Genomic DNA, 14,475 nt, shown 5'->3' on the forward strand with positions numbered 1-14,475 from the left:
CACCATGAAAGTGGTCGTCTGCGGGGCCGGACTCACCGGTCTGACCCTGGCGAATCGCGTCTCCACCCTCGGGGGCGAGGTCGTGCTGCTGGAACGCGCCCCCGCCCCGCGCGAACAGGGCTACATGATCGACTTCTTCGGCCCGGGCCACGAAGCTGTCGAGGCCATGGGACTGCTTCCGGCGGTCGAAGAGATCGCCCATCCCCTGGCGAAGGCGGATCTCGTCGACGAGGGCGGCCGGCGCCGCGCGACCGTGCGGCCCGGGCAGATCGCCCGCGGGCCGTTGCTGAACCTCATGCGGCCCGACCTGGAGCGGGTGCTGCGCGAGCACCTGCCCCCGGCGGTCGACCTGCGGTTCGGCACCACCCCGGTGGCCGTGGACGAGCACGACGACGGTGTGCGGGTCACCCTCGACGACGGCACCGCACTCGACGCCGACCTGCTCGTCGGTGCCGACGGGATCCACTCGACCGTGCGGCGACTGGTGTTCGGGCCCGAGGAACGGTTCCTGCGCCTTCTCGGCTTCCACACCGCGGCGTTCGCGTTCGAGTCCCCGCGGATCCATGCGCAGGTGCGGGGCCGGGCCTGCCTCACCGACACGGTCGACCGGCAGATGGGCTTCTACGCACTCGGCGGGGACCGCGTCGTGGCCTTCGGCGTGCACCGAACGCCGGATCCGGACTTGCCGGAGGACCCACGGGCGGCGGTGCGCGAGGCCTACGGTGGCCTGGGATGGGTCGTGCCCGAGGCGCTCGACCGGTGCCCGCCCCCGTCCGAGATCTACTACGACCAGGTCGCGCAGACCGTGCTGCCCCGCTGGCACCGGGGACGGGTCGTGCTCGCCGGAGATGCCTGCTACGCCGTCTCGCTGGTGGCAGGCCAGGGCACGTCCCTGGCGATCGCCGGTGCCTACCTGCTGGCCGAGCAACTCGCCCGCACGCCCTCCGTCGAGGACGCACTCGCGCGGTACGAGCGATTGTGGCGCCCGGTGGCCGAGGAAAAGCAACGTGTCGGCCGGTCCGGTGCCGGGCGGTTCGTGCCCGCGACGAAGCGGCAGCTGTGGATACGGCGGGGCGTGCTCCGGCTGTCGCGGCTGCCGCTGATCGACCGCTCCGTGGCGGCGGCCCTGACGGGCGACTCCCCGTCGCTGCACGCGACACTCCACCGAGCCGAGAGCAACCCTACCGCCTGACCAAGGAAGCACGCGCCGGAAAAACCCGTGGATTCGATACCGCTGGCGTCGGGCGGGCGGCTCACTCCGCCGACCCGCGCGCGGTCAGGAGACCAGCAGCCGATGCTCGTCCGACCCGATCGCCCGGAGCAGTTCCGACCGGGCGATCGTGTGCGGGCCGCATTCACAACTGGCGGGCAGCGCGTCGTCGACCGTCACGTCCGCCTTCGGGTCGAGCAGATCCACGACCTCCATCCCGTGCGCGGCATCATGGTGCGCAGCGTCGACGAAATCCCTCGAACCGTGCGCGTGTGGCCCGCTGCGTGCGACGTAGACCAGACCCTCGTCCGTGTCGTAGACAGTAGCCACGTGATGGCTCTCCGCGCACTGCACCCGGAGCTTCACATGCCGGTTGGGCTGCTCGAGTGCCTGTACGGCGTTCCGAGCCGCCGTACGTCTCTTCGCCGGAGTGCCGTAAACCTTCTGTACCACCGTCGACTCCGTCCGCTGTGGGTCACACAAAGCCACCGAGCCTCGTGCCCGGACACGTTCAGCATCCGCCGCACCCAGCCCCCGGTGAAGGGGCCGGAAGTCCCTGTCCCGGGGCCCGGGAACGCCGGTTCCGCGGCGTACGGCTCTTACTCACGCCGAGCCACCGGGCAACGACCCGGCCAACATCGAGGACGTGCCCACGTCTCCGCCGACTGGTACCGGGCGGTCCTGGATTTCGCCCACGGCACGCCATCGATCGTGCAGACCGCCCCGCCCGATCGACCCGGCGAGGTGCAGACCAGTCGCGGGCCCGTCACCGCGGGTCGTGAGCCCAGCTTCCATACACTGCTCATGCGTGACCGACACACAATCCGATGTCTCCAGGGCATCGAAGACGATCCCGCAACCCGGCCTCGTCGCCCGTCTCGCCGAGCTCGACGATCGGCTCCGGGCCACGGACTTACGGCCTTCCCCCGAGGTCGACGACGCCTTCGGTCGTCTCGTGGAGCTGTGTACCGTGGTCGACGACGAACTCACCGGGCAGGTTCTCAACGACCCGTCCGCCAAGCCGCTCATCGCCTCGCTGCGCTCGGTCAGCGCCCGTGGCGAAAAGGAGCTGGAACACGCCTGGGCCCACCGCATCATCGCCGCCGACGACCCTTGGGCCGAGCTCCAACAGTTCCCCTACCTGGACAACTACCACCGCCTCGTCCGCTTCGAGCTCGCCGGGCTCACCGCGGTCGGCGCGTCCCACCCCAGCTCAGCGGTCATCCTCGGCGCGGGCCCGCTCCCGCTCACGGGCCTCGTCCTGGCCCAGTGCCACGGCGTGGAAGTCACCAACGTCGACAATGACGCCGACGCCTGCGACCTCGCCTTCGCCGTGAACGAAGCGCTCGGTGTCGCCAAGCAGATGAGTACCGTCTGCGCCGACGCCCGCGCCGCGGGCGATCTCCCCGGCCTGGCCGAAGCCGACATCGTGCTGCTCGCGGCCCTGGCCGGCGATGACCCCACCGCCAAGCGCGGCATCACCCGAGGGCTCGCCGGGGGTATGCATCCGCACGCGCTCCTGCTCGCCCGCTCGGCCCATCGGCTTCGTACCGCGCTCTACCCGCCCGTCTCGCCCGACGACCTGAACGGCTTCACCCCGCTCGTCGAGATGCATCCCTGCGACGACGTCGTCAATTCCGTCCTCATCGCACGTCCCACTCCGCGCGAACCGGACTCGCAGGCGTGGACCGGGACCGGCTACGCCGCCTGACCGAAGGCTCGGTGGGTGCCCGCGACCCTCTCGCTGACGCTCGGTCCGGAGCTGTGGCGCCTCAGCGTCCCCTACACCGTCGTGTTCCTCGCGCTCGCTGCCCGACACGGTCCCCGGTCCGTGCCCGTTCAGATCAACAGTCCGTGCCGCCGGGCGGTGGCGACAGCGTCGTGGCGGGTGTGGACGCCGAGTTTGCGGCAGGCGCTGCGCAGGTAGGCCTTGACGGTCTCGGAGCTCAGGCCGAGCCGGTGCGCCGCCTCGGCGCTGGTGCACCCCAGGGCCACGTAGGAGAGCACGTCGACCTCCCGGGAGGACAGCCGGGGCACCGGGGCGGCCCGGCCCGCTCCCTCCGCGTGGGCGTCGTGTTCGACGCGGGTGAAGCACTCGCACGCGCGCCGGAGCCGTTCGCGGATCGCGGCGTCGTCGACGTCGTGGGCGATGCCCCGGAGTTCGGCGTGCAGGTCGCGCAGCTCGTCGAGCGTCACCGGAGGCGGAGCCTCCTCCCGGCGGGGACGGTGGGCGGCGTCGAGGAGAGCGATCCGGCGGTCGACCTCGTCGCGGACGGCGAGCTCGCCCGCGAGGCGCCGCGAGACCTCCCCCAGCGCGGCGGTCGCGCGGTCGCCGAGCGGGTGGACGTCGCGGACGGCGGCGTAGAGCACCCCGCGCACGCCCCCGTGCACGGCCACCGGCGTCGCCACGATGGAACGGATCCCCTCACCCTGCACCGGGTCGTCGTAGTCGTGGGTGATGGTGGTGGCGGGGACGTAGTCGGTCACTGCGTGCGGTCGGCCGCGTTCGAGGACGACGCCCCCGAGGCCGCGCCCCCGCTGCACCCGCAGTCCCCGGATCGCGTCGGTGCGGGCGCCCGCGAACTCCGTCAGCCGCAGCCCGTCCGCGCCCACCCGACCGCCGAAGACCAGGGGAAGCCCGGTCTCGCGCCGCGCGAGGCGGACGCAGTGCCGGAACGCGTCCCCGTCGTCGGGGCGCATCGATTGCCGGTGCGGTGCGGGCACGGCCCCCTCCCTCCGACGCCGGGCCGACGGGTGACCTGGGACACGGCGAGCATACGGCTCAGCCCCGCCCGTCGTCACCGGCGGAGGCGAGGCCGAGTAGCTCGACGGCCCGTTCGCGCATCGCCACCTTGCGCACCTTGCCGGTGACGGTCATCGGGAACTCGTCCACCACGTGCACGTAGCGGGGGATCTTGTAGTGGGCGAGGCGCCCGGCGCAGAACTCGCGCAGTGCCTCCGCCGTCAAGGTGGGCGCCGGGTCGCGGAGCTGGACCCACGCCATGAGTTCCTCGCCGTAGCGCTCGTCGGGCACGCCGATGACCTGCGCGTCGAGGATGTCCGGGTGGGTGTGCAGGAACTCCTCGATCTCGCGGGGGTAGATGTTCTCGCCGCCCCGGATGACCATGTCCTTGCTGCGCCCGGTGACGGCGACGTACCCCTCGTCGTCCATCACGGCGAGGTCGCCGGTGTGCATCCACCGCGCGGCGTCGATGACCTCGGCGGTCTGCTCGGGCTGGTCCCAGTAGCCGAGCATGACCGAATAGCCCCGCGTGCACAGCTCGCCCGTGTGGCCGCGGGGCACGGTCAGCCCGGTGGCCGGGTCGACGATCTTGATCTCGAGGTGCGGCCCGACCCGGCCGACGGTGGACACCCGCCGGTCCAGGGTGTCGTCCCGGCGGGTCTGCACGGACACCGGCGAGGTCTCGGTCATGCCGTAGCAGATGCTCACCTCGGCCATGTGCATCCGGTCGATGATCTGCCGCATCACCTCGGCCGGGCACGGCGAGCCGGCCATGATTCCGGTGCGCAGGCTGGTGAGGTCGTAGTCGTCGAAGCCGGACAGGGCGAGTTCAGCGATGAACATCGTCGGCACCCCGTACAGCGAGGTGCACCGTTCGGCCTCGACGGCGGCCAGCGTGGCCGCGGGGTCGAACGCGGGCGCCGGGATGACCGTCGCGGCGCCGTGGCTGGTGGCCGCCAGGTTGCCCATCACCATGCCGAAACAGTGGTAGAAGGGCACGGGGAGGCAGATCCGGTCGGTCTCGTCGTAGCCGCACAGTTCACCGACGGAAAAGCCGTTGTTGAGGATGTTGTGGTGCGACAGCGTCGCGCCCTTCGGGAAGCCCGTGGTGCCCGACGTGTACTGGATGTTGATCGGATCGTCGGCGGACAGGGTGGCCGCGATGTCGGCGAGGCGGGTCCGGTCGGCCGCCCGTCCCCGCCGCCGGAGATCCTCCCAACCGTGCTCACCGAGCAGCACGACGTCGGTGAGGTCGGGGCAGTCCGGCCGCACCCGCTCGATCATCGCCGCGTAGTCGGACGTCCGGTGACTCCGGGCGGCGATCAGGGTGCCGATCCCGGCCTGCCGGAGCACGTACTCCAGCTCGTGCACCCGGTAGGCGGGGTTGATGGTGACCAGCACTGCGCCGAGCCGCGCCGTCGCGTACTGCACGATCGTCCACTCCGGGCAGTTGGGGGCCCAGATGCCCACCCGGTCGCCCTTGGTGACGCCGAGGTCGGCGAGGCCGAGCGCGACCACGTCGACCTCGTCGGCGAACTCCCGGTAGGTCCAGCGCCGTCCGGTCGCCACATCGACCACGGCCTCCCGCCCGCCGTGCGCGGCGACCGTGCGGGCGAGGTTGTCGCCGATGGTGTCGCCGAGCAGCGGCACCGCCGACGGCCCGGACGCGTAACTCGGCGGCACGGGTGAGTCCACGATGACCTCCACGCATTGACGTCGATGGCGGCTCGTCAGGTCGTTCGACGCGACCCGGCGACCTCTTCATGAAGCACACACCCGCCCCCTCGCCGTGCGCTACCCCCGCCCGGGGGTAGCCCTCGCTGGAGGGAGGAGCCGGCGGAGCCTCCCACCGGGTGCGACATGCTGGTGGCCTCGGCCGGAACAGGGTGTGATTACCCTGGCCACGAGATTTCCCGTGTCGGTGTTGAAGCACGCCCCGAGACGGCGTCACGTCCAACAACACTCCGACAATCTCGAAAGGCTGGTGCCGAGGTGAGCCGTACGATCGCCACGAACACGGAGGTCGACCTGGACGGCCTGTTGGCCTTCGTGCGTCCACGTCACCGTGCTCTGTTGATCACCCGACGCGCTGACGGGTCCGTACAGGCGTCGCCACTGACGTGCGGAGTGGACGACGCGGGGCGCCTGGTGATGTCCACCTATCCCGAGCGTGCGAAGACGCGGAACGCTCGCCGTGACTCCGCGGTGAGCGTCGTGGTGCTGTCGGATGACTGGAACGGGCCCTGGGTACAGGTCGACGGCGATGCGGAAGTGATTGATACCCCGGACTCCGTCGAACCACTTGTGGAGTACTTCAGGAACATTTCCGGTGAGCACCCGGACTGGGATGAGTACCGGGCTGCGATGCTGCAACAGGGCAAGTCCCTCATCCGGGTCACTCCCCGCCGCTGGGGCCCCGTGGCGACAGGCGGCTTCCCTGCGCGCCTCGCGGAGTGAACCCGCCCTTGGAACACCTCCGGACGACGAGCCGTCGTCACCGCACGGGTCCCGACCTCTGATTGTGCTCCCGCGGCCCCTCCGGCGTCGGGTCGTCGTCCGGCGAGTGATCCCGCGTGCGGGAGTGCGCTCCGAACGCTAGTGTCGCGACAGAACTCTTGGTCGGGTGAGGGAGCTGCATGGAACTGGGCATTCACGTGCCGGTCTTCGACATCGACGGCGGTACGGGTGCACTCGCGGGGGAACTGGCCAGGGTCGGCACCGCGGCGGAGGCCGCGGGCGCGACCTGGTTGTCGTTCATGGACCACTTCTTCCAGATCGAGCCGACCGGGCTCCCGGCGGAGTCGCCCATGCTGGAGGGCTACACCACGCTGGGCTACCTGGCCGCGCACACGTCCACGATCGAGCTGGGGCTGCTGGTCACGGGGGTCACCTACCGGAACCCGGGGGTGCTGGCGAAGATCATCAGCACGCTCGACATCCTCTCCGAGGGCCGGGCGGCCCTGGGGATCGGCGCGGCATGGTACGAGCGTGAGCACGACGGACTCGGCGTGCCGTTCCCGCCGGTCGCCGAACGGTTCGAGCGGCTGGAGGACACACTCCGCATCTGCGAACAGATGTGGGATCCGGGCAACGACGGACCGTTCGAGGGCAAGCACTACTCACTGACCGAGACGTTGTGTTCACCGCAACCGCTGCACAAGCCACGGGTACTGATCGGCGGCGGCGGGGAGCGCAAGACGCTGCGGCTGGTCGCGGCGTACGGCGACGCGTGCAACCTGTTCGCCTCCTCCCCCGCCGAGGTGGAGCACAAGCTCGACGTGCTGCGCCGCCACTGTGACGACCTCGGCCGCGACTACGACGCGATCCGTAAGACGATCCTCGCCAACGACCCGAGCCCGGACAACCAGGACGAGTTCGTGCGCGAGATGGCGAACTACGCCGAACTCGGGGTGCACGCGGTGATGGTCATGCCCACCACCGGATCACCGGCCACCTGGATCGAGGGAACAGCGCCGACAGTCCGCCGACTCTCCGAACTCGGCTGAACGCCGCCGAAGGTCCCGGCGGCGCACACCCTTCGGAACAGAACACCGTTGCGTCGACCGAACCGCTGCCGCGACCGGCGGGCTCACCCGTTCTCCCTCGGACAGCTCGGTGAGGTCCGCCAGACCCGCCGAGGGTGACGGCGGCCGCGACCGGCGATCCACGGTCCGTCTCGTCGGCCCGCGGGGCGTCGCCGGTGGTGATGGCCGTGATCACGACCTCCCGGGCGAGGGTCGCCAACCGGGCGTCATGTTCGGGCTCGAGTGAACCGAGGAGCGAGAGCACCGCGCCGCGCCCCGCCGCGTGGACGAGCTGAGCCGCTCGTTCCTCGGGAACGGCGAGCCGTCCGGCCTGAGCCACCCGGCGGACGATGCCCGCCAGGAGCTCCTCCGCCCGCCGTTGCGCGGACCATTACCGACATCGGGTGAGCCTGAGGCGTGCCAGGGTGCGGCGCACCCCGGTGCTTCCCGACCTTCTACGGCAGGCCCCGGGAAGCCAGCCTGAAGGCATGGCAACGATTCACGGCTTCACAGACTCTGTGCTGTCCGCGCTGCGCGCCGCAGCGGACCGTCCCTTGCTCCTCAACGGAGCGACCGTACACACGTTCGATCCGCTCATCGGGACGATGCGTCGAGCCGATGTCCTCGTGGGCTCGGGTCTGGTGGTGGGCGTGGGCCCGGGCATCGTCAACGCGGCCGAGGACGACGGCGCTCTCGTCGTCGACGCGACCGGGACGACCCTCGTTCCGGGACGGCCCGCTCTGGTCGCCGAGCTCGGCGGTGCCAGGCAGGACGAGCGGGCCGGAACGCTCGCGCCGGGCGCCGACGCGGACCTCGTCGTCGTCGACCGGGACGAAGCGGAACCGGCCGCGGCGGTGCGGACCGCTCTCACCCGACCCGATCACGTGCTCGCCGCGCTGCGTGGCGGATCGCCCGTCACCTGGGCCGGCCACGTGGTCAGCGAGCCCGTTCCCGCGTGGGACCCCGATGCCATGGTCGTGGACGCGCAGCGGGTCGGGGTATGGACCGACACGGAGGGTTTCCTGCACCAGGAGCTGACCGTCGATGGCCGGTACGACGAAACCCGCGGTGGTCGCGCGCATGCCTTCCAGGGCCGTTACCGGGTGGACGGCGACCGAATCGACTACCTGGACGACCTCGGTTTCTGGTCATTCGGTCGGTTCGACGGCGAAACCCTGCACCACGCCGGCTACACGATGCACAGGAAGGACGACTGATGGACCACACCGATCGGACTCTCGACGAGCTGCGACGTACGGCGACCGACCCCGAGCGTCTCGTCCTGCTGACCGGTGCGACGGTCGTGACGATGGATCCGGCGCTCGGGACCGTCGCCGGCGGAGACGTCCTGGTCAGAGGAGATCGCATTGTCGACGTCGGACGGGACCTCCCGACAGACGGCGCCCTCGTCGTCGACGTAGGGGGCAGCATCGTCGCTCCCGGGATGGTCGACACCCATCGTCATGCGTGGCAGACACAGATGCGGCGCACGATCCCCGACGTCGATGACCTGCCGGGCTACCTGCGGTCCACCCTGATGTCCGTCGCCCCCGCCTACACGCCGGACGACGTCCACCTCGGTACGCGCCTGGCCGCGCTGACCGCGCTGGACAGCGGGATCACGACGATGCTCGACTTCGCACACAACTCCCGCAGCGCCGCGCATTCGGACGCCGCGATCACCGCGCTGATCGACTCGGGGATCCGCGGGGTACACGCGTCCATGGCTCCGCACTTCGGCGAATGGGACGGCCAGTGGCCCCGGGACCTGGCGCGGCTGCGTTCGACCTATGTTCCCGACGACGACCGGCTCGTCACGCTGCGCCTGGCGGCGCTGGCCACCCCGGCCATCGCCGAGCACCTCGCCTACGGCCCGGAGCTCGCCCGGATCGCGGCCGATCTGGACATCGGGGTCAGTCTCGATGTGATGTTCGGGCAGGCGGCATCAGCGGCCCTCCTCAACTGGGAGAAGGAGGGCCTGCTCGGCCCGCACCTGGAGTCGATCCATTCCACGGCGCTGTCCGCCGATGCGTGGGCCGCGATACGCGAGCACGGGATGACGGTGGCGCTCGCCCCGACCTCGGACGCGCAGATCGGGCTGGAGGACGCCGTTCCCCCGGTGGACGAGGCACTCGCGCACGGCATCCGGCCGGGCTTGTCGGTGGACGTGGAAGTCGCCCTGGCCTCGGACATGTTCACGCAGATGCGGGCGTTGCTGACCGTTCAACGGATGCGGGCGGTCAACGCCGTGCACGGCACCGACGAGATGCCGTCCAGGATCACCACCCGCGACGTCCTCGACTTCGCCACCCTGTCCGGTGCTCGCACGCTACGGCTGGACGACCGCACCGGGTCGGTCACCCCCGGCAAACAAGCCGATCTCATCGTCGTGGACGCTGAGGCGATCAACACCATGCCGCTGCACGATGCGGTCGGCACCCTTGTGCTCGGCGCCGACCGCTCGAACGTCACCTCGGTCTGGGTGGCCGGCCGGGTCCGCAAGTGGGGCGGTGCGCTCGTCGACGTCGACATCGACTCCCTGCGCGATCGGGTCCACGACTCGGTCGCGGCGATCACCGCCCGCGTCGCAGCCGCCCCGGCGGACGGTCGGTGAGACCGTTGCATCACGCCGGGTTCGTGATGCTCCGCCGAGGAAAAACGGCGCCCCGCGGCAACCAGGACCTGGCACGGCCTGGTTGCCGCGGGCAGGACGACTTACCGTCGACGCATGCACACCGACCTCGGCCGCTACCTCAAGGCACGGCGCGGACAGGTACGGCCCGACGACGTCGGGCTGCCCGCACACACTCCACGCCGCGTGCCCGGGTTGCGACGGGAGGAGGTCTCGATGCTCGCCGGCGTCAGCGTGGACTACTACGCACGCCTGGAACAGGGCAGGGAACGCAACCCCTCGCCGTCGGTCCTGGACGCGCTCTCGGGCGTGCTGTGCCTCGACGGCCACCAGCGCGACTACGTCTTCCGGTTGGCAGGCCTGACCCCGGCCCCCGTAGCGACACCCGCTCCGGTGCCGTCACAACCGCTGCGGGACCTTCTGGACACATGGGCGCAGACACCGGCCATGGTCATCAACCGCTGTCTGGACGTGGTCGCCTTCAACCGGTTGGCCGGTGCGCTCCACACCGACTTCGAACGCGTCGACAACCTGGTGCGCATGACGTTCCTCGACCCTGCCGGACAGCGCTTCTACGCGGACTGGAACAGCGCTGCCGAAGCGTGCGTGGCCACCCTGCGGATGGCACTGCCCTACGGGGCCGAGGCCGACGACGTGCGCAAGCTGGTCGCCGAGACGTCGGACGCCAGCGCATCGTTCCAGCACCTGTGGGGCCGGCACGACGTGCGCGGCAAGACCCGTGACGACAAGGCGTTCCACCACCGGGAGGTGGGGGACCTGGTCCTCGCTTACCACGCGTTCGACGTCAAGGACGCCCCGGGCCACCAGCTCGTCGTCTACCACGCAGCCCCCGGCTCACCCAGCGCGGAGAAGCTGCAGCTGCTGGCGTCGCTGCATGCCGACTCGGAGCCTGTCCGCGACCCGCGCACCTAGGACGTCGGTGACGACGAGCGTCGCGGAGGGCCGCGACACTCAGAGTTCGTCCCGACGGTCCGCTCGGCCGGTGGCCGCGGAACGGAACCGGAACCGCCCGCCGCCCGGTCGGGACGGTTCCGCGGCAAGGAGCTGCAGCGCGTGAGCCGAGGGCGACCCGGGTTCGGCGTCGTAGATCATGACGGTCTGGTCGGGGTCGTCGCTGGGGGTCAGAGCCTGGTACGTGATCGTGAGGTCGCCGACGAGTGGGTGGTGGTAGGCCTTGGTGCCGGTGCTGCGCTGGTGCACGCGCTGGCGGGCCCACAGGTGCCGGAACTCGGGACACCGGATGGACAGGTCACCGACGAGACTTCCGAGTCCGGGGTCCTCGGGATGTCTTCCGGCATCCATGCGGAGCATGGCGACGGTGTCCGCGGCCACCCGGTCCCAATCCACGTAGAGCTCACGCGCATGGGGGTCGAGAAACACGAAGCGTGCCTGGTTTCGCTCGGCCGCGGGCATGGCCTCGAAATCCGCGATCAGGAGCGCCGCGAGCCGGTTCTGCCCCAGGATGTCCAGGCGGCGCCCCAGGACGAAAGCCGGTCGGGAGACCGTGTCGAGGTCATCGAGCAGGCTCCGGGTCGCCGGATGCAGCCGCTGCGGCTTCGCTGCCCGGCGACGGTGAGACGGAGCGGGTCGGGCGAGGGTGTGCAGATGCGCGCGCTCTGCGTCGTCGAGTCGCAGGGCGTCGGCGATGACGTCCAGGACCTGCGTCGAGGCGCTCGTGCTGCGCCCCTGTTCCAGCCGGGTGTAGTAGTCGACGCTCACCCCGGCGAGCATCGCCAGTTCCTCACGGCGAAGTCCCTCGACGCGCCGTGGTCCCTCGTCGGTGATACCTGCTTGTTCCGGGGTGATCCGTGCACGCGCGGCACGCAGGAAGTCGGCCAGGCGCGGCTTGAGACGGTCGGACATGTCCGTGATTCTCCCTGCCCGACGGGGCATCCGCGAGGGCGCTGGGGTGCCCAAATCTTCCCCGGAAACCCGGGGCCTTCCCGGCCGTCGCGGGCCGCCACACGATGGGTCCAGTCGCGCGAAGCGGCATGTCGAAGACGAACACTTCCCGGAAGGAACCCGGACATGTCTGTATGGATGATCACCGGCGCCGGCCGCGGCCTCGGCCTGGAGACCGCCCGCGCCGCCCTGGCCGGAGGTGAACGGGTCGCCGTGGCCGCGCGTCGCCCGGAGAGGTTGCCGGAGGATGTGCGTACTCACCCGAACGCCTTGCCGGTGGGGCTGGATGTGACCGACCAGACACAGATCGCCTCAGCTGTCACCCAGGTGGTCGATCGGTTCGGCACCATCGAGGTGCTCGTCAACAACGCCGGTCGGGGTCTGCTCGGCGCCCTGGAGGAGATCACCGACGCGGAGACACGCTCGCTGTTCGACGTCAACGTCTTCGGCCTGGTCAACACCACCCGCGCCGTGCTGCCGATCATGCGCGCGGCAGGCACCGGCAAGCTCGTCCACATCGGCTCCCGCTCCGGGTTCGAGGGTGAACCCGGCGTGAGCTTGTACTCCGCCTCCAAGTTCGCCGTCGCGGGCGTCAGTGAGGCCCTTGCCGCCGAACTGGAGCCCTTCGGCATCCAGAGCATGGTCGTCGAGCCCGGCGTGTTCCGCACCGACTTCCTCGACGCCTCCTCGGTGCAGCTGCCCGGCAATCGCATCGCCGCCTACGACGGTACCCCGGCACACCTCACCCTCGACTGGGTGGAGAAGGCCAACCACACCCAACTCGGCGACCCCGTCAAGGGAGCCGCGTTCATCTACCAGGTCGCCTCCGGCGAGAAGCTCCCCCTGCACCTGCCCGTGGGCCGGGACGCCCTCGACCGCCGTGCCGTGATGACCGAGCGTATCGAACGCGAGACCACTCCCCTACGCGAGGCCTCCGCCGCTACTGCGCACGCCGAGGGCGAGTAGACCCGCGCCGAGAATCTTCCGGCCGTGTCGGCTCCGCATCCTCGCCGGCCCGGCCCGCTGGGTCAACGGCCAGGCGATCTTCACCAACGGCGGCCTGGCCTGACCGGCCGGGGGAAGAGGTGCCCTCAACCCAGGAACCCGGCCGGCCGGACTACCGCGGTGCCGCCCCGTACCGGCGGGCGCACCCGGTAGCCGGTCGGCGTGGACGGCCTCAGCTCTGCGGGTATGCCGCCCAGCGCAGGTAGGGCTTGGCCTCCTCGACCTGCTCGAACCGCTGCCTGGCCTCGTCGGTCGCCATCGCGGGGGACACGATCACCTGGTCGCCGGGCGTCCAGTCCGCCGGAGTGGACACCGGGTGCGCGTCGGTCAGCTGCAACGCGTCGATCACCCGCAGGATCTCGTCGAAGTTGCGACCGACGGACTTCGGGTAGGTCAGCGTGAGCCGCACCTTGTTCTGCGGGTCGATGATGAACACCGAGCGCACGGTCGAGGTGTCCCCCTCGCCCGCGTGGATCATGTCGTAGAGCGCGGAGACCCGGCGGTCCGGGTCGGCGATGATGGGGAAGTTCAGATCGGTGCCACCGACATCGCGAATGTCCGGCGCCCAACCACGGTGGTCCTCCACCGGGTCCACCGACACCGCGATCGTCTTGACGTCGCGCTTCTCGAACTCACTGTTGATCGTCGCCGTCCGGCCCAGCTCGGTGGTGCACACCGGGGTGTAGTCGGCGGGGTGGCTGAACAGCACCGCCCACTTGCCGGCCTTCCACCGGTGGAAGTCGATCGAACCCTCGGTGGTCTCGGCGGTGAAGTCGGGCGCTTCGTCACCCAGATGAATGCTCAAGAGTGTTCTCCTTTTCGGTTCCAGTACGGGGTACCCGCCCCCAAAGTAGATCAGACGGCCCGGATCAGGGCGCGGAACGTCCGGCCGTGAACACGGCCATCCACGACCGGAACACGCGTTCCGAATTCGTCCGGACCACCCCGGCTGCGAGACGGGGTACCCGGCGACCGCGGGGGCACGCCACGACGAGTTCCCGGTACGCTCGGTTCGCACGCGGATCCGAACGGATCACGTCGTCGGCCGAAGGAGGACCTCGTGTTCCCGACGCCCGACCGGCCCGGCGCGGCCGGCCTCATCCGATGATGCGACGTGTGCCTCCCCGGCGCCGTGGTGACGACCTGACCGCCCGGCTGGACCGGTGGGTCGCGCACGGGTTGCTCACCCGCGAGCAGGCGGACCGCATCCTCGCAGCAGAGCGGGCGGGGCCCACCGGGAGCGGCGAGGAGACGGGCCGGACACCGTCGCCGGTCGCCGAGGCGCTGGGCTATGTCGGCGGCGTGCTCGTCCTCGTCGCCGTCGGGCTCGTCGCCGGCCGCTACTGGTCCGAACTGGGTGTCGCGGGCAGGCTCTCGATCGCCTTCGGCACCGCCGCACTGTTACTCGCGGCGGGAGCGAGCCTCCGGCCGCGCCTGG

14 protein-coding genes are annotated in these 14,475 nt (G+C 70.6%); 9 read left to right on the forward strand and 5 right to left on the reverse strand.

The features are described 5' to 3' along the window. The first annotated feature begins 4 nt into the window (after positions 1–4). Entirely contained in the window at positions 5–1,192 is a 1,188-nt protein-coding gene (locus tag SACPADRAFT_RS0202400) for an FAD-dependent monooxygenase (RefSeq protein WP_007023178.1), read from the forward strand. A gap of 84 nt (positions 1,193–1,276) precedes the next feature. On the opposite strand, the gene SACPADRAFT_RS31120 is transcribed toward SACPADRAFT_RS0202400, so the two are convergent. Further along, positions 1,277–1,540, reverse strand: coding sequence for a hypothetical protein (locus SACPADRAFT_RS31120; RefSeq protein ID WP_233357106.1), 264 nt, complete (start codon positions 1,538–1,540; stop codon positions 1,277–1,279). A 478-nt stretch (positions 1,541–2,018) separates the two neighbouring features. Here SACPADRAFT_RS31120 and SACPADRAFT_RS25005 point away from each other — a divergent pair, with 478 nt between their 5' ends. Continuing rightward, the gene (locus tag SACPADRAFT_RS25005) at positions 2,019–2,921 is read left to right on the forward strand and encodes a nicotianamine synthase family protein (RefSeq protein ID WP_007023176.1); all 903 of its coding nucleotides are present in this window, start codon (positions 2,019–2,021) and stop codon (positions 2,919–2,921) included. A gap of 128 nt (positions 2,922–3,049) precedes the next feature. Here the strand turns inward: SACPADRAFT_RS25005 and SACPADRAFT_RS0202415 are convergent, their stop codons facing one another. Next, entirely contained in the window at positions 3,050–3,934 is an 885-nt protein-coding gene (locus SACPADRAFT_RS0202415) for a helix-turn-helix transcriptional regulator (protein ID WP_007023174.1), read from the reverse strand. Between the two features lie 58 nt (positions 3,935–3,992). Next, positions 3,993–5,648 (reverse strand): AMP-binding protein, encoded by a 1,656-nt coding sequence (locus SACPADRAFT_RS0202420; RefSeq protein WP_007023173.1) that lies wholly within the window; start codon positions 5,646–5,648, stop codon positions 3,993–3,995. Between the two features lie 297 nt (positions 5,649–5,945). Here SACPADRAFT_RS0202420 and SACPADRAFT_RS0202425 point away from each other — a divergent pair, with 297 nt between their 5' ends. From SACPADRAFT_RS0202425 to SACPADRAFT_RS0202445, 5 genes are all read left to right on the forward strand, one after another. After that, a complete protein-coding gene (locus SACPADRAFT_RS0202425; RefSeq protein ID WP_007023172.1) occupies positions 5,946–6,410 on the forward strand; it encodes a PPOX class F420-dependent oxidoreductase in 465 nt (154 codons plus the stop codon). A gap of 179 nt (positions 6,411–6,589) precedes the next feature. After that, positions 6,590–7,459, forward strand: coding sequence for an LLM class F420-dependent oxidoreductase (locus SACPADRAFT_RS0202430; protein WP_007023171.1), 870 nt, complete (start codon positions 6,590–6,592; stop codon positions 7,457–7,459). A 422-nt stretch (positions 7,460–7,881) separates the two neighbouring features. After that, complete coding sequence (locus SACPADRAFT_RS0202435) at positions 7,882–8,694, forward strand: Atu4866 domain-containing protein (RefSeq protein ID WP_233357107.1); 813 nt, start codon at positions 7,882–7,884, stop codon at positions 8,692–8,694. After that, a complete protein-coding gene (locus SACPADRAFT_RS25010; protein WP_007023169.1) occupies positions 8,694–10,091 on the forward strand; it encodes an amidohydrolase family protein in 1,398 nt (465 codons plus the stop codon). The genes SACPADRAFT_RS0202435 and SACPADRAFT_RS25010 overlap by 1 nt, the downstream gene beginning before the upstream one ends. A 114-nt stretch (positions 10,092–10,205) precedes the next feature. Continuing rightward, the gene (locus tag SACPADRAFT_RS0202445) at positions 10,206–11,042 is read left to right on the forward strand and encodes a helix-turn-helix domain-containing protein (RefSeq protein WP_007023168.1); all 837 of its coding nucleotides are present in this window, start codon (positions 10,206–10,208) and stop codon (positions 11,040–11,042) included. 39 nt (positions 11,043–11,081) lie between these two features. Here the strand turns inward: SACPADRAFT_RS0202445 and SACPADRAFT_RS0202450 are convergent, their stop codons facing one another. Continuing rightward, positions 11,082–11,993 carry a helix-turn-helix transcriptional regulator gene (locus SACPADRAFT_RS0202450; RefSeq protein WP_007023167.1) on the reverse strand — a complete coding sequence of 304 codons (912 nt, stop codon included), beginning with the start codon at positions 11,991–11,993 and terminating at the stop codon, positions 11,082–11,084. Between the two features lie 165 nt (positions 11,994–12,158). On the opposite strand from SACPADRAFT_RS0202450, the gene SACPADRAFT_RS0202455 reads away from it, so the two are divergent. Next, entirely contained in the window at positions 12,159–12,998 is an 840-nt protein-coding gene (locus SACPADRAFT_RS0202455) for an SDR family oxidoreductase (protein WP_007023166.1), read from the forward strand. A 211-nt stretch (positions 12,999–13,209) separates the two neighbouring features. On the opposite strand, the gene SACPADRAFT_RS0202460 is transcribed toward SACPADRAFT_RS0202455, so the two are convergent. After that, positions 13,210–13,842: a peroxiredoxin gene (locus SACPADRAFT_RS0202460; protein WP_007023165.1), complete on the reverse strand. Its 633-nt coding sequence runs from the start codon at positions 13,840–13,842 to the stop codon at positions 13,210–13,212. Positions 13,843–14,141: 299 nt separating this feature from the next. Between SACPADRAFT_RS0202460 and SACPADRAFT_RS31990 the strand changes: the two genes are divergently transcribed. After that, positions 14,142–14,475 (forward strand): DUF2157 domain-containing protein (locus SACPADRAFT_RS31990; RefSeq protein WP_007023164.1); only part of this gene is annotated, 334 nt, incomplete at its 3' end.

It is taken from the genome of Saccharomonospora iraqiensis subsp. paurometabolica YIM 90007, from assembly GCF_000231035.2.
Lineage (GTDB): Bacteria > Actinomycetota > Actinomycetes > Mycobacteriales > Pseudonocardiaceae > Saccharomonospora > Saccharomonospora paurometabolica.